Below are 18,848 nucleotides of genomic sequence, written 5' to 3' on the forward strand. Positions count from 1 at the left end.
GGCCCGGCCGCTCCAGGCTCAGGCGGCCTGCGGCATCGTCAGGTGCCTGCCCAGCCACTCCAGCGCGGGCGGGATCTCCCTGGTCCAGGTGTGGAAGTTGTGGCCGCCGGTGTCCAGGGTGATGGTGGACAGCTTGGTCGGCGCCTTGAACGCCTTCACCATGTCCTGGGTGGCCGCGTAGTTGTTCTCGTCGTACGCGGTGGCCAGCAGCAGCGAGACGGGCGCGGCCGGCTTGTTCTGCAGTCGCCAGAGCAGGTCGTTCTCCTGCTTCAGCTGCGGGCTGCCGCCGAACAGGTCGCCGGTGGTCTCGTCGGTCGGCGCGGTGTAGTAGCCGGAGAGCGAGACGGCGGCCCGGTAGGCGTCCGGCTTGCGCAGCGCGAACTTGAGCGCGCAGTAGCCGCCGGTGGAGTTGCCGATCACGGCGCGCGAGGCGGCGTCGGTGCCGATGCGGTACTCGCCGGCGAGCGCCTTGGGCAGGTCGCTGGTGAAGAACGTCTCCACCTGGGGGCCGTTGGGGACGTCGACGCACTCGGTGTCCCGGTTGCCGACGAGGGTCGGACGCATCATCACCAGGACGGTGGGCGGCAGCTTCTTCTGCTCGATCGCCTCCAGGGCGGAGGCCGGGTACTGCATCAGCGAGATCAGCTTCTCCGGCGTGCCCGGGTAGCCGGCCAGCACCAGTGCCATCGGGAACCTCTGCTTGGCGTACTCCGGCTGGAAGTACTGCGGCGGCAGGTAGACGAAGCCGTCGGTGCTCAGGCCGGTGGTGGCCCCTTTGACGTCGACCTTGTGGATCAGGCCGACGCGCTCCGGGTTGGAGCCCTGCTGCGCGTAGAACCTCTGCTCGCCGATGATGGCGACGGCGGCGTTCGGCTGGTGGTCGACCACCGTGCCCGGCCCGCCGTTGGTGCCGAGCAGGTCGGTCCAGGAACTGTAGAAGCCGAAGTAGCCGTTGGCGATCAGGCCCATTGCGACCAGCACCGAGATCTGGGTGGCGAGGAAGGCGCCGATCCTGCCGAGCCACGCCTTCCAGCTCCGCCCGCCGAATCTCGGCCAGAGCCACATCGTGGCGGCGAAGACGCCGATCGCGACGACGGAGGCGATGATCTGGAGGGGGAGTCCCGTAAGCCTGAGCACGAGCCGATCGTAGTTGACGGTGGATGACGTCCCATGCGCCCCGTCATGTGCCCCGCATACGCCTCCGTGCGCCGCCTGTACGCCCTGTTGACCGCGTCCCACCGGCTCGGGATCATGGCGGCGGGGAATGCACGGAGCGTGCAGGAGAGATCACCGGGGGAAGCGGATGAGGTCCTTCACCAAGGCCGGCCTGGCGGCCGGAGCTGCGCTGCTGTTGGCGGCGTGCTCCAGTGGCGGGTCCGGGGGCTCGGACGCCTTCGGCCTGGGCCAGGGGAAGAGCGACGCGGCGACCACGGTCGCGACCCCGACCGCCACCCGGACGCCCACACCGACGCCGACGCCGACCAGGCCGCCGTACGGCCCGGTCCTGACCGGCCAGATCGACAAGGTGAACGCCGCCCTCGGCAAGCTCAACCCGTCCGCCAGTCTCGACGCCTTCTCCACCTCCGTGGGGGAGGCCGCCACCGCCGTCCGGTCGGCCGCCACCGGCCTGGACTACGCCGATGAGCCCGCCACCGTCACCACCGCCCGGCGCCAGCTGGTGATCGCGCTCAACCAGTTGGCCACCGACCTGGACTCGGCCAAGAGCGGGATCAAGCGCAAGAGCTACTGCACCCCCGGCGCGGCGCTCGCGAAGATCGGCCAGTCCGCCGGCCTGAAGGGCATTCCGCCGGTCCTCCAGCAGATGGCCGCCGCCGGGTACCCGACGACGTACAACGCCCCGGAGACCGGCCAGTTGCAGGCCCGCTCGCTGGGCAACGGGACGATGGTCCGTGCGGGTCGGCTCAAGGGCGAGGGCGTGCTCAACGTCGACAACGGCGGCAGCTCCGACGCCGTGGTCTCGCTCGCGCAGAACGGCAGGTCGATTCACTCGGTCTACGTCGGCAAGGGCAGGAAGGCGTCCATCGAGGGCGTCGAGGACGGCACCTACGACGTCTACTTCTCCGGCGGCATCGACTGGGACCCGTCGCTCAAGACGTTCACCCAGAGCTGCGACTTCAGCAAGTTCGACGACACCATGGCCTTCGAGACCGGCCGCACCTACACCTCGTGGTCGATCACGCTGCAGCCGGCGGTCGGCGGCAACGCCAAGACCAGCGACGTGGACGAGGACACCTTCCCGGAGCCGTAGCCGGGCCCTCGCGCAGTCGGGCTGACGCGTCATCAACTAGGCAGTGCCCAGCGAGCCGTTGTGTGCCGCTCGCGTCCCGAGGGGTCGGCGGACGGGCGCCCGGGGGCCCGGGCGGTCGGTGCGGCGCGGACCGCGGAGCTGATGGCGAGGTGGATCCGGCAGGTTCCTGCACGGGTGACGGGTTTCGCCATCTCCCTTGTCAGGTAGGGATATTCGTGATGGCGGAGATGGTCGGCCGCCGTCGTGACGGTGGTGCGCGGGGCGGAATCAAGGGCGCGAGTTCTGTCGGCATGGTTGACGCATTGAAGTGGTCATGGCACTTTCATGCGGCGCGGGCGTCCGCGAACGGTCGTACGCCTGCAATCCCCCACAAGGAGAGCCATGTTGAAGAGACTTGCCGCCCTGGCCGGCGCCGGAGCGGTCGTCGCAGGTGGCCTGACCCTGGCCGCGACCCCCGCCCAGGCGGTCCAGGCCGGCGACCTGACGTCCACCATCGCGCTGAGCAACTGCTCGGCCTCGCTGGTGCGCTACCCCTCCTCGGTCGACACCGACCGGGCGATGATGCTCACCAACGGCCACTGCCTGCCGACCATGCCGGCGTCCGGCGTGGTCATCCAGAACCAGACCGCCAGCCGCAGCGGCACGCTGCTGAACGCCTCCGGCGGCTCGCTCGGCACCGTCCAGGCCGACAAGGTGCTGTACGCGACGATGACCGGCACCGACGTCGCCCTGTACCAACTGACCGACACCTTCGGGTCGATCGGTTCGAAGTACGGCGCGACGGCGCTGACGATCAGTGACACCCACCCGGTCGACGGCTCGGCGATGTTCATACCGTCCTCGTACTGGAAGCAGGTGTGGAACTGCTCGATCAACGGCTTCGTCCCCACGCTGCGCGAGGACGAGTGGACCTGGCACGACTCGATCCGCTACAGCTCGGGCTGCAACACCACGCACGGCACGTCCGGTTCGCCGATCGTCGACGCCGCCACCAAGAAGATCGTCGGCATCAACAACACCGGTAACGACGACGGCGCGATGTGCACCCTCAACAACCCGTGCGAGGTGGCCGCCGACGGTACCACCAAGGTCGTCAAGGGCCAGAGCTACGGTCAGCAGACCTACTGGTTCACCACCTGCCTCGGCAACGGCCGCGTGATCGACCTCAACGTCAGCGGCTGCCTGCTCACCAAGCCGGCCGGCAGCGGCGCGGTCTCGGTGACCAACCCGGGCAACCAGACCACTGCGGTGAACGGCTCGGCCAACCTCCAGATCTCGGCCAGCGGGGGCACCGCCCCGCTCAGCTACTCGGCCACCGGCCTGCCCACCGGCCTGTCGATCAACGCCTCCACCGGCGTGATCACCGGCACGCCGACCACCGTCGGCACCTCCAACGTCACCGTGACCGCGAAGGACGCCGCGAACAAGACCGGGACCACCAGCTTCACCTGGACGGTCACCGACACCAGCAGCACCTGCACGCCGGCGCAGCTGCTCGGCAACGCGGGCTTCGAGTCGGGCGCGGCCACGCCGTGGACGGCCACCAGCGGCGTCGTCGACGGCGGCTCCTCGCAGGCCCCGCACAGCGGTTCGTGGAAGGCGTGGCTGAACGGCTACGGCTCGACCCACACGGACAGCCTCTCCCAGACGGTGACCATCCCGTCCGGCTGCAAGGCCACCCTCAGCTTCTACCTGCACATCGACACCGGTGAGTCCGGCTCGACCGCGTACGACAAGCTGACCGTGACCGTCAACGGCACCGCGCTGAAGACCTACTCCAACGTGGACGCCGCCGCCGGCTACCAGCTGCGCACCTTCGACCTGTCGGCCTACGCCGGCCAGTCGGTCACGCTGAAGTTCAACGGCACCGAGGACTACTCGCTGCAGACGAGCTTCGTGATCGACGACACCTCGATCACCACCAGCTGACGCACACGCGGTGTGCGTTCGGGCCGCCGTGCGGCGGCCGCCGGGTCGCCGACGCGCGCCCCGTGGAAAGATCCTCTTCCACCGCAGCCACATGACGGCGGGTCGACTGCGTTAAAAGGGCATGGACCACTCAACGAGCGCGGAACAGCTGGCCGAGCCGGTGCCGCCCGACTTCCCGGCCTTCGCCGTCTCGCGGGGCCGACACCTGTTGCGCACCGCCTTCCTGCTCACCGGCGGCGACGCCCACCTGGCCGAGGACCTCGTCCAGGAGGCGCTCGGGCGCATCTTCGTGAAGTGGCGCCGGATATCCCGCCTGGACAACCCGAGCGGCTACGCCCAGACCGTGCTGGTGAACACGTTCCTGTCGTACCGGCGGCGGCGCAGCAGCTCGGAGCGGGTGACCGACACCCTCCCGGACATCGCGGTGGACGGCCCGGACCCGGCGCTGCGGCTGACCCTGCTGCGCGCCCTCGGTGAGCTCCCGGCGCAGGACCGCGCGGTACTCGTGCTGCGGTTCTGGGAGGACCGCAGCGTCGAGGAGACCGCCGCGGCGCTGCGGCTGAGCAGTACGGCCGTGCGCTCGCGCAGCAGCCGCGCGCTGGCCCGGATGCGCGCCACCCTCGGCGAGAGCCTCGGCGACGGCGGGGAGGCCGCCGGCGGCAGTAGCGGCGGCACCGGCGGCCGCGCGACAACGGATCCCACTGACAGGAAGGCGGTGCTCGGCCGTGTCCTTTGAGGACGAATTCGCCCAGGCCCTGCGCGGCGCCGTGGCGCTCGCGCCCGAACCGGCGCTGCACACCCTCGCAGGCGCCGCGGAGCGCCGCGGCCGGCGGCGGCGCAGCCAGCGGCGTGCCCTGGCGGTCGGCGGGCTGGCCGCCGTGCTGGTGGTCGCCGTGAGCCTCACCACCCTCGTCGGAGGCTCGCACGCGGTCCATCCGGCCACCGAGCCGGTACGGCCGATGACCGCCGAGGAGTCGATCGACCTGTTCACCTCGCTGCTGCCGCCGGGGAAGGCCCGGGTGCTGGCCGCGGGGACGCCCGGCGAGGGCGCAACGAACGGCGATCGGTACCAGACCGGCGGCACGCTCCTGTTCGACGACGGCAAGGGGGAGAGCCTCATCTCCTACGCCGTCAGCCGCACCGAGCTCACTCCGGAGGCGGGCGCCGTCTGCATGGACGGTTTCAGCGAACCCCAGGAGTCCTGTGAACGCACCGTCGCCACCGACGGCTCCGCACTGGTGGTCGACAAGCTGAAGGACCGGAACTCCGACAGCCACCGCGAGTGGCGCGCGACCTGGGCGGCGCCGGACGGCCGACAGGTGGCGATCACCGAGCACAACGGGCAGCCGGCCACGCCCAACCGGGAGAGCCCGCCGCTCGACGCCGAGCAGCTGCGCGCCCTGGTGACCGCGCCGGCCTGGGAGCGGCTCTTCGACGCCCTGCCGGCGCGGGAGAACGCGCCCAAGCCGTTGACACCCGAGCCCGGTCCGAAGGCGGAGGAACTGCTGGCGGCGCTCGTCCCGCTGCTCCCTCCGGGCGCCGTGCCGTCCGGTCAGGACGGCCGGAACGGACCGCACCTCACGGTGACGTACGAGGGGCGCACCAGCATGCTCTCGGTGTGCGTCACCGCTCCGGGTGTGCGGGGCATCGAGGACAAGGAGTACGCCGAGACGGAGGGCTCGGGGGGCCCGCTGGCGGTCCGGGAACGCCGGCCGGACGGCAGCACCGTCGTCACCGACATGGGCGGGAACGGCAAGACGGCGGTCGACCCGATCCTGCGCTGGTCGGCGGCGGTCCACTACGCCGACGGTCGGGCCGTCGCGATCGACGAGTGGAACGGGGAGAACGGCTACACCTTCCGCCCGGGCACCCCGGCGCTCAGCCTCGACCAGCTCAAGGCCATCGCCACCGCCCCGGCCTGGCGGCACTGACCCGGGCGCCCGCACTGCCGCACAGGGGACGGCGGTGCGGGCCCCGACGGCGCCGCGCCACCCGCCCTCGCCGCCGTCCTACCCGTCCCGTGAAGCCGCCGGGGCCGAGGCCGCGCGGACGGCGCGTGCCCGATGCACCGTAGGGGCTCCGGTGGGCGCATCGCCTCAAGAGTCGCTCAACTACCGTACGGGCGGCGCGGGCCTGCGGAAGGGTCGTGTACCGGCGACAGGTCACGGTCAAATCCTCGCCGGTGGTGGAGTCCGTTCGGATCCGCGTACCGGAGATTTCGCGTCCGACTCGGGGGGAACCTCGCGCGCGATCCGTGCCGGCCTTGAATTCACGTTTGCGGGGCGGGTGGATGGTCGATCTGGACGTCGAGCGGCAGATGAATCCGTGGCTCTTCGACAGCTCCGGGAACCTGACGGAGGCGGCAAGGAAGCAGTTCCCCGATCTGGCGGCCGCCGTGTCCGGGGCCCCGGCTCCCGGCTGGGCACCGGCCGCTCCAGGCACGCCGGGTCCGGTGGGTGTGACCGTGAAGGTCAGCCCCGAGGCCCTGCGGCGGGCGGCGGGCAACGTCGGAACCTTGCGGGAGAAGTTCTCCCAGGCCTGCGGTAAGCCGTTCGACCGTCTGTACGAGACGACGCAGGACGTGCCGCAGGACTGGGCGGTGGTGGGGGCGCTGAACACCGCCCGCGAGGTCTGGGACGCCCAGGTCAAATCGTTGGGGGAGTTGTTGGGGCGCGTCGGGGAGAACCTGACCGCCACCGCGGACTCCCATGCGCGTGCCGAGCAGCTGAACGCGCAGAACTTCGGGAAGAACTGAGGTTTCGCCATGGTCGGGTTCAGGGAGTTGAGGTACGCGGCGCTCGCAGGTGTCGAGTCGAGAGCGAGTGCCTTCGAGGCGCTGGTCCGTAGCTGGGAGTTCTCCTCCGAACTCACGGGCGATGTGATCGTTCCCCTGCAGGGATCGGGATGGCGAGGCCCGGCTGCGGAGCAGGCGGCCGGAGCAATTGCGAAGGTCCGTACCGAGATCGAAGCAGCATTCGAGGAGGCGACCGGCCTCGCCAAGGTCCTGCGTGACGCGCATACTGAACTCGCTGGCGCCCAGGCGGATTTGAAGGCGGCTATCAAGTCCGCCACCGATCAGGGGATGGCGGTGGACGACGCTGGCGCTGTCAACTGGCCACCAGCGACGAGTGAGGCGGACAGGAACGACCCGGACTACGCCAACAGCTACCGACAGCGGGCGTCGAACGTGGCCGACGCGATCGCGAGAGCGGTGGCCCGGCCGCCCCTACCTGGAGATCGCCACGGGGGCGGACGACCGGTCGACCGACCCGCAATCGCCGCAGGCCCGCCAGGCCCTCATCGACATCGCCCTGAAGTTGGCGAAGGCCGCCGCCGTCGGCTATCCCTGCAGCAACCCGGTGCGTTTCCCGGCGAAGGCGCCCACAGCTCCGACGGTCTGGCCGCCGCGGGAGATCCACAGCGAGGCGCCCGTCCGAGACGGCTGTCGGTGGGTAGCGCCCTGCCAGGTGTTGCCCGGATCCGCGCAGCACCTCGCGGAGCACCACGATGGCGGAGAGATCGCGGCTCGCCGGGGAGTCCCGCTACGCGCCCTTCCGCGGGATGCGGTGCTGCCAGTCGCGGGTGAAGACGGTGTTGCCGGCTTCGAGGGCGGTCAGGTGGGTGTGGGCGAGGAAGTGGGTGGCGGTGCAGCGGAGTTCGGTGCGGGTGTGGATGGTGACGTCCCAGCCGATGGCCGGGCGTTCGAGCCGGACGCTGTGGTCGGTGCGGGCCTGGGCGCTGAGCGGGGCGCCGGTGAGGACGCGGTAGGCGGTGACGGTGTGCTCGTCGCGGACCAGGCCGTCGGGGTGGGTGCGGGTGCCGTCGCTGGCGGGCGAGAGCTCGGTGCGCCACTCGTGCCGGCCGATGTCGTGGACGGTGAGGCGCTCCGGGCGGGCGGTGAGGGGTTCGGTGGTGTGGAGCGGCGGGGGCAGCGGGAGGGTGGGGGAGGCGAAGGCGACGGGCTCGGCGCCGGAGTCCGCGGCCAGGTGGCGCACCGGGAGCGTGAGGGTGCTGTGCGAGGGGTCGAGGCCGAAGCCGGCGGGCTCGGGGTCGGGCCAGAGCCACGGCCAGTAGGTGGACGAGAGCGCGAGCCGCAGGCGGTGGCCGGCCGGTACGGTGTGGCCGGCGGCGGCGAGCTCGACGGCGGCGTCCGGCGTCGGCTCCCCGGCCGGGGGCGCGGCCAGTGCGCCGCGCGTGACCAGTGTGGACGTGCCGTCCGGGGCGACGTCGCAGAGCCGGGCGACGATCAGGCCGGCGCCCGCCCCGGGGCGCAGCCGCAGCTGCAGGGACGGCACGCCGAGCAGTTCGAGCGGCTCCGGCAGCGGCAGGGAGTCGAAGCAGACCGAGCGCCCGTCCTCCTCGCGCTGGTCCGGCGGCAGGTCGGCGGGGCGGCCGAGCGGGACGTACGCGCCGGCGTTGAGGCCGGTGTGCTGCGGTGAGCGGACCTGGACGTAGCGGTCGTCGGAGGCGGTGCCCGCGGTGCGCAGCGGGCCGTCGAGGCCGTAGTGGATGTCGCGGACGTCGGGGGAGGGCCAGGCCTCCTCACCGGTCCAGCGGCCGCTGATCCAGCTGCGCAGGACGGGGGTCTTGAGGGCGCCGCCGTCGACGTCCCGGAGCCAGTGGTCCCACCACCGCAGCGTCTCCGGCAGGACCTCGTCGGGCAGCCCGTGCGGCCAGGGGCCGAGCACGGCGCGGACCGGGACGGGGCCGGAGGAGAGCAGCCCGAGGACGGCGGAGCAGGACGGGTCGCCCCAGCCGGCGACGGCGAAGGTGGGGACGGCGGCGGTGCCGGGCGGCTCCGCGGGCGCCGGCTCCCCGGCTGCGGCGGCGAGCCGCTGCGCGAAGGAGGGCTCCAGCGACTCCAGTCGCTCCCGCCACATCCGCTCCCAGTCGTCGCCGACGTACTGGGGGTCCGGTGGGCGGGCCGCGTCGGCGAGCCCGGCGGTGGCGCGGACGTGCAGGTCGGCGGCCGGGACGGCGCCGCCGAGAAGGTCGCCGACCTCCGGGCAGGCGGCGACCACGGCGTGGACGGCGTCCGGGGCGCGGGCGGCCAGTCGCAGGGCGGTGCGCCCGGCGGCGCCGGTGCCGAGCAGGCCGATCCGGCCACTGCACCAGGGCTGGGCGGCCAGCCAGGTGAGGACCTCGGCGCCGTCCGCCGCCTCGCCGTCCGCCGACTCGCCCGCCGAGGACGGCTCGCCGGTGTGGGCGGGCCGGCCGCCGGAGTTGCCGTGACCGCGGGCGTCGACCCGGAGGCAGGCGTAGCCGTGGCCGGCGTACCAGGGGTGGCGGCGGGCGTCGTCGGTGGCGGTCCAGTCGGTGAGGCGGCCGGCGGAGTACTCCAGCACGGCGGGCACCGGTCCGTCGGCCGCCGGGCGCCAGAGCCGGGCGCGGAGCCCGGTGCCGTCGGAGAGGGGGATGCGCAGGTCCTCGCGGGTGGTGCGGAAGGGGTACGAGGGGGTCGGGTGCGACATGGCGGCTCCCAGCGGTCCCGGTCGGCGGGCCCGTGGGGCGGGGTGGCGGGAGCGGCCCCGCGCCGCGGGCGTCAGCATTCCGACCCTAGGGGAGGAGGCCGATGCTGTCCTGGCGAGCCCGGTCCGGACCGGGCCCGCCAGGACGGCGGGGCCCGCCGTCAGGCCTTGCTGAGCCACGCCGTGGCGTTCAGCGCCAGGGCGGCGTTGGTGCCGGCCGGGTCGTTCCAGCCGTTGAACAGGTTGTTGCCCGGCTGCCCGGTGCCGTCGTCGGCCGGGGAGCTGTCGCCCCAGACCGCGACCCGGCCGGAGCCGTAGGCGCTGGTGGCGAAGAAGGCGCCGTTGGTGCCGCTGTAGCCGGTCCGGTAGACGAGGCCCTTGACGTTCGGGTTGTCGGCCGGCTTGAGGGTGAAGGTGGTGCCGGAGCGCAGGATCGAGCCGGTGACGGTGCCGAACGGGCCGTGCAGCACCGGGTTGGCGGCGTCGTTGATCGCGCGCGGGTTGTCGGTGGAGATGTTCTTGACGTCGACCGAGATCCCGAACGGGTCGTTGTTGTTGACGCCGTTGTTGGTGAACAGGTCGTTGATGATCGCGGGGGAGTCCCAGCCGTCGTTGTTGCGGTCGCTCCGGGTGTGGTCCGAGATCAGGAAGAGCCCGCCGCCGTTCTGCACGAAGCGGATCAGCGCGGCCTTCTCGGCGGCGCTGAACCGGATGTTCGGCTCGGGGATCACGAAGGTGTCGAACTTGGCGAGGTCCAGCGCGGCGCCGGTGCCGTAGCTGATGGTGGAGCCGGCCGGGAGGGTCTTGAGGCTGTACTGGCCGGTCTTCTGCAGGGCGACGCCCCACGCGGAGAGCGCGCCGGTCCAGCTCTTCTCGGTGGTGGGGTTGGCGTTCTGGGCGAGGGGGTCGGGCTGGGCGGTGGAGATGATCCAGTCGGCGTTGCCGGCGGTCTCGCCCTTGCTGTTGTCGAACAGCACCCGGTGGGGGGTGGCGCTCAGGGCGGCGGAGGTGGCTGCGGTGGGGGCGCCGCCGGCGGTCGGGGCGGCGGACGCGGTGGGGGCCAGCGTGGTCAGGCCGGCCGCGAGCAGGGCCGACGAGGCCAGTGCGGCAGCCGTTCGAATGCGGTTCATGTGCCGTTCCTCCGTGGGGAGTTGAGGGGTGCGGCGCCGATTATTCGCGCGTAGAAGTCGAGTATCCGCGCGTAGACGGACCGCCGAAAGGCTCCGGAGGTTACGGGCGTTTGTACGGTTCATGACGAGTGTGGCGGTGTGGTCGAGTGGTGAAGGTGACCGGCTCGTAATTGCGCATGACTTGCAAGTACTTCCATCCTGGGGCAAAGATGGCCCAGCTCGAAAGGCCCAGGAAAGGACGAAACGATGACCGGCCCCCGCTGGCGCGACCGGCTCACCCGTGAGGAATGGATCCGCCTGGCCGGCATGGGCGGCTTCATCCTCGCGCTGCACGTGATCGGCTGGTTCACGCTGCTCGCGGTCATCGCGCCCGAGCACTACGACGTGGGCGGCCAGGTCTTCGGTGCGGGCATGGGGCTCACCGCCTACACCCTCGGCATGCGGCACGCCTTCGACGCGGACCACATCGCCGCCATCGACAACACCACCCGCAAACTGATGGGCCAGGGCAAGCGGCCGCTGTCGGTCGGCTTCTGGTTCTCGCTCGGCCACTCCTCCATCGTCTTCGGCCTCTGCGCCCTGCTCGCCTTCGGCATCAAGTCGCTCGCCGGGCAGCTGGAGGCCGACGACTCCACCCTGCACGAGGCGACCGGTCTGATCGGCGTCACCGTCTCCGGGACGTTCCTGCTCGCGCTCGGCCTGATCAACCTGGGGGCCTTCAACGGCATCCTCAAGGTGTTCCGCAAGATGCGCGAGGGCGAGTTCGACGAGGCCGAGCTGGAGGAGCAGCTGGAGAAGCGAGGCCTGATGAACCGCATCCTCGGGCGGGTGACCAAGGCCGTCACCAAGTCCTGGCACATGTACCCGGTAGGCCTGCTCTTCGGGCTCGGCTTCGACACCGCCACCGAGGTCTCGCTGCTGGTACTGGCGGGCGGCGCGGCGGCCTTCCAGCTGCCCTGGTACGCGCTGCTCGTGCTGCCGGTCCTGTTCGCGGCGGGGATGAGCCTGCTGGACACCATCGACGGCTCGTTCATGAACTTCGCCTACGAGTGGGCGTTCTCCAAGCCGGTCCGCAAGATCTACTACAACCTGACCGTGACCGGGCTCTCCGTGGTGGTCGCCCTCGTCATCGGCTCGATCGAGCTGATCGGGCTGCTCGGCGAGAAGCTGGACGTCACCAGCGGCCCGGTCGCCTGGATCGGCGAGCTGGACCTCAACTTCGTCGGCTACACCATCGTCGGCCTCTTCGTGCTCACCTGGGCTGCGGCGATCGCCTACTGGAAGCTCGGCAACGTCGAGGAGAAGTGGTCCGCCGGACTGGCCGCGGGGGCCGAGAAGGCCGAGTAGCCCGACCGGGCGGGCAAGGCGGGCAAGGCGGGCAAGGCGGGGCGGCTCGCGCGGGGTCCCGTCGTGGATGTGCCGGGCGGGTTCGGGGCGGGCGGCCGACGTGAATCGGCCACGTTTGCGAACGGGCGGGATCGGTGGAAACCCGCACGGAAGACCGCCCCCTCCGCCCGTCGGCGCGGAGGGGGTGACCGGGGCGGGGCAGGCGGCCGGGGGCGGGTCGGTGGAGGGTCCGGGGGCGGGCGGGGCCGGTCCCGGCGGCCGCCCGGAGTCCCGGCCGCCCCTCGACGTCCCGGCCGATCGGTCCCGGGGCGGCGGTGCCGGCGCGTGGGGTGTCCCGGCCGGTGCCGGGAGAGCCGGTGCCGGGAGATCCTTCCGGTACCGACGCGCCGGCGGGAGGGGAGGCTGCGGGCAGCGGCAGGACAGGCGGCTTGCCGCACCCCCCGAGGGGCCGGTTCGGCGACGCCGGGAGCGCGGCGTTGCGCCCCGGGAGCACGGCGTTGCGTCCCGGGAGCACGGCGTTGCGCCCCGGGAGCACGGCGGCGCGGGATGCGCGAGTGGCTGGATCACGCGCCCGCTTCGAGCGCCGACCCCGCGTCAAACCGCGTGACCGGATCATGCCTTGTCGTGCCGCCCCCCCGGCGGCATGATCGGGACCGGCGGACCGACCGGACATTCCCTCACATCCCTCCACGACGATTCAGGGGTCGTTGAACGTGCTGGAACTGCTGGGGCTGGACTCCGTCGCCGAAGCCGTCTACCGGGGGATGCTGACCGACCCCGAAGGCGGCGTCCCCGAACTCTGTGCACGCCTGCGGCTCCCCGAGTTCGCCGTGCGCGAGGCCCTGGACCGGCTCGCCGACCTCACCCTGCTGCGCGCCTCCCGGGCGCGCCCCGGCGCGCTTCGGCCGGTCAGCCCGGAGCGCGGGCTGAGGCTGCTGCTGCGCAGGCAGGAGGAGGAACTCGCCCGAAGACAGCAGGAGTTGGCCGCCTCCAAGGCGGCCGTCGCGCGTGCCGTCGCCGAGTACGCGACGCTGCGCACCGGCAGTCTGGTGGACGGTGGCGAGCGGCTGGTCGGCCTGGACGCGATCCAGGCCAAGCTGGAGGCGCTGACCGCCCGGCTCGCCGACGAGCGCCTGGCCGTGCTGCCCGGCGGTGCGCAGTCCGCCGCGAGCCCGGCCTCCTCCCGGCCGCTGGACGAGGGCGCCGGGACCGGCCTGAGCGCCGGCGAGCGCGAGCTGCTGCGGCTGCTCTCCACCGGCCTCACCGACGACGCGGCGGCCAAGCGGCTCGGCATCTCGGTCCGGACGGTGCGCCGGCAGATGGCCGCGCTGATGGGGCGTCTCGACGCGGCCAGTCGTTTCGAGGCCGGCCTGAAGGTGGCTCAGCGTGGCTGGCTGTAGGGCCTGATCTGCGGAAATGGGCTGTAACCGGGCAATGGGGCTGTAGCCAACCTCACAGTGTGGTCTTTCACTCCTGCGGCGGAATCAAAAGTTCACCGCCGAGGTCTTGTCGCGCCATTTTCTACGCGCGTATCTTCTAGCGCTGCGGGGGGCGTTCCGGCTCCCGTGCTGCCTTCTACGCGGGTAGCGCACCATTTGCGCCTACCTGACCCACCCTCACGGTCCCCCGGCCCCACGCCGGACGGACGTCATGTGCCACCCCCACCGCCTGCCACGGCCACGCCGGCCGGCAGAACGAAGGAGTCCTTCCCGGTGACCACGCCCTCCGCCTCCCGCCGCCCGCGTCGTGCGCTGCTGCGCGCGACCCTCGTCCCGGCCGGCCTGGCTGCCTCGCTGGTGCTCGTCCCGCTGCCGACGGCCTCCGCCGAGACCGCCGCCGGGCCGACCGAGCCCGGCAGCCTGCGCATCCACGACATCCAGGGCGGCACCCGGATATCGCCGCAGGCCGGCAAGACCGTCACCGGCGTGCCCGGCATCGTCACCGGCGTTCGCGCGTACGGCTCCAAGGGCTTCTGGATCCAGGACCCGAACCCGGACGCGGACCCGGCCACCAGCGAGGGCGTCTTCGTCTACACCGGCGGCGCGCCGACCGTCAAGGTGGGCGACTCGGTGCTGGTCAGCGGCAAGGTGACGGAGTACTACCCGAACTTCGGCGGCGGCTCGCAGTCGCTCACCGAGATCAGCTCCCCGGCCGTCACGGTGCTCTCCTCGGGCAACCCGCTGCCCGCGCCGGTCGTGGTGGACACCCGCAACATCCCGGGCACCTACACCCCGCGGACCCCGGCCGGCGCCACCACCATCGAGGGCCTCGCGCTGAACCCGGAGAAGTACACCCTGGACTTCTACGAGTCGCTGGAGGGCATGCTCGTCGAGGTCAAGGACGTCCGGGTGATCCAGGCGACCGACAAGTACAACGAGCTCTGGGTCGCCGCCGACAAGCAGGACCAGAAGAGCAAGCGCGGCGGCGTGCTCTACGAGTCCTACGCCGAGCCCAACGTCGGCCGCCTGATGGTGCAGCAGCAGGCGCCGGTCGCGCAGCAGCCGTTCCCGGTCGCGAACGTCGGCGACGTGCTGACCGGTACCACCAGCGGCCCGCTCGACTACAACCAGTTCGGCGGCTACACCCTGGTGGCCGGCACTCTCGGCGCGGTCCAGGACAACCACCTGCAGCGCGAGGTGACCGCCGCGGCCACCGACCGCGAGCTGACCATCGCCACCTACAACGTCGAGAACCTGGCCCCGGGCAACCCGGACGGCAAGTTCGCCGAGCTGGCCCAGGCCGTCGTCACCAACCTGCGCTCGCCCGACGTCGTCGCCCTGGAGGAGATCCAGGACAACAACGGTGCCAAGAACGACGGCACCGTGGACGCGAGCCAGACCGTGGCCAAGTTCATCGCCGCGATCAAGGCGGCCGGCGGCCCGGCGTACGAGTGGCGCGGGATCGACCCGGAGAACGGCAAGGACGGCGGCCAGCCCGGCGGCAACATCCGCCAGGTGTTCCTGTTCAACCCGCAGCGGGTCTCCTTCACCGACATTCCCGGCGGCGACGCCACCACCGCGGTGGACGTGGCCGGCACCGGCGCGGCCGCCGCGCTGACCGCCTCGCCCGGCCGGATCTCCCCGGCCGACGAGGCCTGGGCCGACAGCCGCAAGCCGCTGGTGGGCCAGTTCTCCTTCCGCGGCAAGAAGGTCTTCGTCATCGCCAACCACTTCAACAGCAAGGGTGGCGACCAGAGCATCGACAGCCGGTTCCAGGCGCCGACCCGCAGCTCCGAGGTGCAGCGGATCAAGCAGGCGACGGTCGAGCAGGCCTTCGTGGCCAAGCTGCTGGCCGCCGACAAGGAGGCCAAGGTGGTCTCGCTCGGCGACTTCAACGACTACCAGTTCTCGCCCGCGCTGGCCACGCTCACCAAGGACGGCGTCCTGCGCGACCTGGTGAACGAGCTGCCGGAGAAGGAGCAGTACTCGTACGTCTACCAGGGCAACTCGCAGGTGCTGGACCACATCCTGGTCAGCCCCGAGGTCGGGTACGCCAAGTACGACGTGGTGCACATCAACAGCGAGTTCGCCCGGCAGGCGAGCGACCACGACCCGCAGGTGGTCCGCATCAAGCCGTGACGCCCTTCGGGGCGTGACCGAGGGGGCGGTGACCGGGGTCCGGTCACCGCCCCCTCGGGGTCTTCGGAGGCGGGCGGCGGGCACCGCCCGGCCGCCGCAGGGCCGTCGGTGACGGCCGGCTACCGCAGCGCGGCGAGCACCGCGTCCGCCATCACCTTCTCGCCGGTGGCGTTCGGGTGGAACGGGACGGCGGGGGAGCCGGGCAGCGCGCCCTCGATCCACCGGTCGCCCGAGCAGACGTCGTGCCCGGCGGTCGGGGTCGCGGTGTCCACGAAAGTGGCGCCGTTGGCGGCGGCGGTGGACTTCAGCATCGCGTTGAGCTTGCCCAGCACGCCGTGCAGGTACGGGACGTCGCCCGGGGCGATCGGCTGGCGGAAGACGCAGGACGCGCCGTCGGCCGGCAGGACGGACGGGTAGCCGACCAGCAGCACCCTGGCGTTCGGGGCCTTGGCGTGGATCCGCTTCAGCACGTCGTCGACCTGCGGGCGGGCCGCCTCGATCCGGTCGGCCAGGTCGTCGTTGCCGTACTGCCAGGACCAGCTGGACCAGTCCCAGTAGCCGTGGTGGAAGACGTCCTTGCAGGGGGTGCCGAACGGGTTGACCACTGCGCCGGCGATGCAGGTGGCGACGAGGTCGCCGAGCCCGAGGTCGGTGACGCCGAGGTCGTTGCCGCCGATGCCCAGGGTCACCAGGTCGGTGTCGGGGGTGACGGCGTCCAGCTGCGGGTCGTTGACCCGGATGAACGCGTCGTACTGGGCGTGCGTCATCGCCTTCACCTTGGCGGCCGCACAGGTGACGTCCGTGTAGTTCGCGGCCTTGAGCGCAGCGGCCACCAGGTGGCCGTAGTTGCGGTCCGAGCGCAGGCAGAGGCCGGCCGACTGGCCGGGTACACCGGCGCCGGCGGCGTAGGAGTCGCCGAGCGCGACGTAGTGCCGGGGCGCGGGGGTGGCGGCCTGTGCGCTGGTGGAGGTCAGCGCGAGCGCGGCGCCCAGCGCGGCGGCGCCGAGCAGGACGGACTTCCGGGACTTCCGGGGGGTCCGGGAGTCCGGCGCGGAGTTCCGGGCGGGGTGGGGGCCTGGGGCGGTGCGGAGTTTCCGGGCAGGGCGGAGCACGGTTCCTCCTGGGGGAGAGAAACGACGGTGGGTGGGGGGTCGTGCCAGCCGCGGCCACAGCTACTCACAGGTAAGTTACTTCCAGGTTTCGCGGGCGTCCATGCCTTCTGCCGAAATTTCCGAAATTCCGTCAGGCGGTATTTCGGATTTCGCTCCACGGTGTATCGGAGGTATTTCCGGTACGCAGTGGAGCGAAATTGCCGCCGGGTCCGGTTACCGGCCGGTTGACTGGCCGTCGGCACAGGCCGCAGTATCGGGCGCACGCCGCAGTATCGGGCGCACACCGCACTGCCGGAGCACCGATGGAGGATCCCGCATGGCCCTGGACGCCGACGTCATCGTCATCGGAGCCGGACTCGCGGGACTCGCCGCGACCGCCGAACTCGCCGACGCCGGACGGAAGGTGGTCCTGCTCGACCAGGAGCCGGCGGCCTCGTTCGGCGGCCAGGCGCACTGGTCCTTCGGCGGCCTCTTCCTGGTCGACTCCCCCGAGCAGCGCCGGATGCGCATCCGCGACTCGCACGCGCTCGCCTGGCAGGACTGGCTCGGAACGGCCGGCTTCGACCGCACCGAGGACGCCTGGCCCCGCCGCTGGGCCGAGGCGTACGTCGCCTTCGCGGCCGGCGAGAAGCGGGCCTGGCTGCGGGATATGGGCGTCCGGTTCTTTCCGGTCGTCGGCTGGGCCGAGCGCGGCGGCCTGCATGCCGACGGTCCCGGCAACTCCGTGCCGCGCTTCCACATCACCTGGGGCACCGGCCCCGGACTGCTCGAACCCTTCGTCCGCCGGGTCCGCGACGCCGTCCGGCGTGGCCTGGTCGACCTGCGCTTCCGCCACCGCGTCACCGGGCTGTCCGCCACGGCCGGGGTCACCGACACGGTGAGCGGCGAGGTGCTGGTGCCCAGCCCGGCGGGGCGCGGCGAGGCCAGCTCGCGCGAGGTGGCCGGCCACTTCGAGCTGCGTGCCCAGGCCGTGGTCATCACCTCCGGCGGCATCGGCGGCAACCACGACCTCGTCCGCAAGTCCTGGCCGGCCCGGCTCGGCACCCCGCCGGAGCGGCTGCTCTCCGGCGTTCCCGCGCACGTGGACGGACTGATGCTGGGCATCGCCGGCGAAGCCGGGGCCAGCCTGATCAACGGCGACCGGATGTGGCACTACACCGAGGGCATAGGGAACTGGGACCCGATCTGGGCCCGGCACGGCATCCGCATCCTGCCCGGCCCCTCCTCGCTCTGGCTCGACGCCCGCGGCCGCCGGCTGCCCGTCCCCCTCTTCCCCGGCTTCGACACCCTCGGCACCCTGGAGCACATCCGCTCCACCGGGTACGACCACACCTGGTTCGTGCTGAGCCAGAAGATCATCGAGAAGGAGTTCACCCTCTCCGGCTCCGAGCAGAACCCCGACCTCACCGGCCGCTCGGTGCGCGGCGTCCTCGGCCGGGCGCTGCCCGGCGCCCCCGGTCCGGTCCGGGCCCACCTGCGACACGGGCCGGACTTCGTGGTCGCGAGCAACCTCGGGGACCTCGTCCGGGGGATGAACGCCAAGACCCGCGAGCCGCTGATCGATCCGGACGACCTGCGCCGCACCGTCGAGGCCCGGGACCGGCAGCTGGCCAACCCCTTCGCCAAGGACCTCCAGGTCACCGCGATCCACGGCGCCCGCCGCTACCTCGGCGACAGGCTGATCCGGACCGCGGCGCCGCACCGGATCCTCGACCCGGCCGCGGCCCCGCTGATCGCCGTCCGGCTGGGCATCCTCACCCGCAAGTCGCTCGGTGGGCTGGAGACCGATCTCTCGGCCCGCGTCCTGCGGCCCGGTGGCGAGGTGCTGGAGGGCGTCTACGCGGCGGGCGAGGCGGCGGGCTTCGGTGGCGGCGGGGTGCACGGCTACCGCTCGTTGGAGGGGACGTTCCTCGGCGGCTGCCTGTTCTCCGGGCGGACGGCGGGCCGGGCGGCGGCGGCCGCGACGGCGTAGCGTCCGGCGGGTGCCCGCGGGTCAGGACCCGTCGCCCGGGGCC

Annotated in this window: 12 protein-coding genes and 2 pseudogenes; 10 read left to right on the forward strand and 4 right to left on the reverse strand. The window is 72.2% G+C overall.

What is annotated here, in order from left to right; genetic code table 11:
• Positions 1 to 18: 18 nt before the first annotated feature.
• Positions 19 to 1,137: an alpha/beta hydrolase gene (locus tag ACF9IK_RS27010; RefSeq protein ID WP_395296689.1), complete on the reverse strand. Its 1,119-nt coding sequence runs from the start codon at positions 1,135 to 1,137 to the stop codon at positions 19 to 21.
• 166 nt (positions 1,138 to 1,303) lie between these two features.
• Here ACF9IK_RS27010 and ACF9IK_RS27015 point away from each other — a divergent pair, with 166 nt between their 5' ends.
• From ACF9IK_RS27015 to ACF9IK_RS27035, 6 genes and pseudogenes are all read left to right on the forward strand, one after another.
• A complete protein-coding gene (locus tag ACF9IK_RS27015; RefSeq protein WP_395296690.1) occupies positions 1,304 to 2,269 on the forward strand; it encodes a hypothetical protein in 966 nt (321 codons plus the stop codon).
• 561 nt (positions 2,270 to 2,830) lie between these two features.
• Positions 2,831 to 3,268: pseudogene (locus ACF9IK_RS37070) on the forward strand (S1 family peptidase); the annotation flags it as partial.
• A 204-nt stretch (positions 3,269 to 3,472) separates the two neighbouring features.
• A pseudogene (locus ACF9IK_RS37075) lies at positions 3,473 to 4,198 on the forward strand (putative Ig domain-containing protein); the annotation flags it as partial.
• Between the two features lie 121 nt (positions 4,199 to 4,319).
• Positions 4,320 to 4,934: a SigE family RNA polymerase sigma factor gene (locus tag ACF9IK_RS27025; protein WP_395296692.1), complete on the forward strand. Its 615-nt coding sequence runs from the start codon at positions 4,320 to 4,322 to the stop codon at positions 4,932 to 4,934.
• Positions 4,924 to 6,129, forward strand: coding sequence for a hypothetical protein (locus tag ACF9IK_RS27030; protein ID WP_395296693.1), 1,206 nt, complete (start codon positions 4,924 to 4,926; stop codon positions 6,127 to 6,129). Before ACF9IK_RS27025 ends, ACF9IK_RS27030 begins: the two co-directional genes overlap by 11 nt.
• Before the next feature lie 359 nt (positions 6,130 to 6,488).
• A complete protein-coding gene (locus ACF9IK_RS27035; protein WP_395296694.1) occupies positions 6,489 to 6,953 on the forward strand; it encodes a WXG100 family type VII secretion target in 465 nt (154 codons plus the stop codon).
• A gap of 787 nt (positions 6,954 to 7,740) precedes the next feature.
• Here the strand turns inward: ACF9IK_RS27035 and ACF9IK_RS27040 are convergent.
• Both ACF9IK_RS27040 and ACF9IK_RS27045 read right to left on the reverse strand, forming a co-directional pair.
• Positions 7,741 to 9,669, reverse strand: a complete 1,929-nt coding sequence (locus ACF9IK_RS27040; RefSeq protein ID WP_395296695.1) for a CocE/NonD family hydrolase — start codon at positions 9,667 to 9,669, stop codon at positions 7,741 to 7,743.
• Between the two features lie 158 nt (positions 9,670 to 9,827).
• Entirely contained in the window at positions 9,828 to 10,796 is a 969-nt protein-coding gene (locus ACF9IK_RS27045; RefSeq protein WP_395296696.1) for a hydrolase, read from the reverse strand.
• A gap of 246 nt (positions 10,797 to 11,042) precedes the next feature.
• Between ACF9IK_RS27045 and ACF9IK_RS27050 the strand changes: the two genes are divergently transcribed.
• The 3 genes from ACF9IK_RS27050 to ACF9IK_RS27060 all read left to right on the forward strand — a co-directional run bounded on the left by ACF9IK_RS27050 (position 11,043) and on the right by ACF9IK_RS27060 (position 15,721).
• Positions 11,043 to 12,143, forward strand: coding sequence for a HoxN/HupN/NixA family nickel/cobalt transporter (locus ACF9IK_RS27050; RefSeq protein ID WP_395296697.1), 1,101 nt, complete (start codon positions 11,043 to 11,045; stop codon positions 12,141 to 12,143).
• Positions 12,144 to 12,856: 713 nt separating this feature from the next.
• On the forward strand, positions 12,857 to 13,543 hold the full coding sequence (locus tag ACF9IK_RS27055) for a helix-turn-helix transcriptional regulator (RefSeq protein ID WP_395298695.1): 687 nt from the start codon (positions 12,857 to 12,859) through the stop codon (positions 13,541 to 13,543).
• Positions 13,544 to 13,855: 312 nt separating this feature from the next.
• The gene (locus ACF9IK_RS27060; protein ID WP_395296698.1) at positions 13,856 to 15,721 is read left to right on the forward strand and encodes an endonuclease/exonuclease/phosphatase family protein; all 1,866 of its coding nucleotides are present in this window, start codon (positions 13,856 to 13,858) and stop codon (positions 15,719 to 15,721) included.
• A gap of 119 nt (positions 15,722 to 15,840) precedes the next feature.
• Here ACF9IK_RS27060 and ACF9IK_RS27065 read toward each other — a convergent pair whose 3' ends face one another.
• Positions 15,841 to 16,833: an SGNH/GDSL hydrolase family protein gene (locus ACF9IK_RS27065; protein WP_395296699.1), complete on the reverse strand. Its 993-nt coding sequence runs from the start codon at positions 16,831 to 16,833 to the stop codon at positions 15,841 to 15,843.
• 316 nt (positions 16,834 to 17,149) lie between these two features.
• Between ACF9IK_RS27065 and ACF9IK_RS27070 the strand changes: the two genes are divergently transcribed.
• Positions 17,150 to 18,805 carry an FAD-binding dehydrogenase gene (locus ACF9IK_RS27070; protein ID WP_395296700.1) on the forward strand — a complete coding sequence of 552 codons (1,656 nt, stop codon included), beginning with the start codon at positions 17,150 to 17,152 and terminating at the stop codon, positions 18,803 to 18,805.
• Positions 18,806 to 18,848: the final 43 nt, after the last annotated feature.

Source organism: Kitasatospora hibisci, from assembly GCF_043950205.1.
Lineage (GTDB): Bacteria > Actinomycetota > Actinomycetes > Streptomycetales > Streptomycetaceae > Kitasatospora > Kitasatospora hibisci.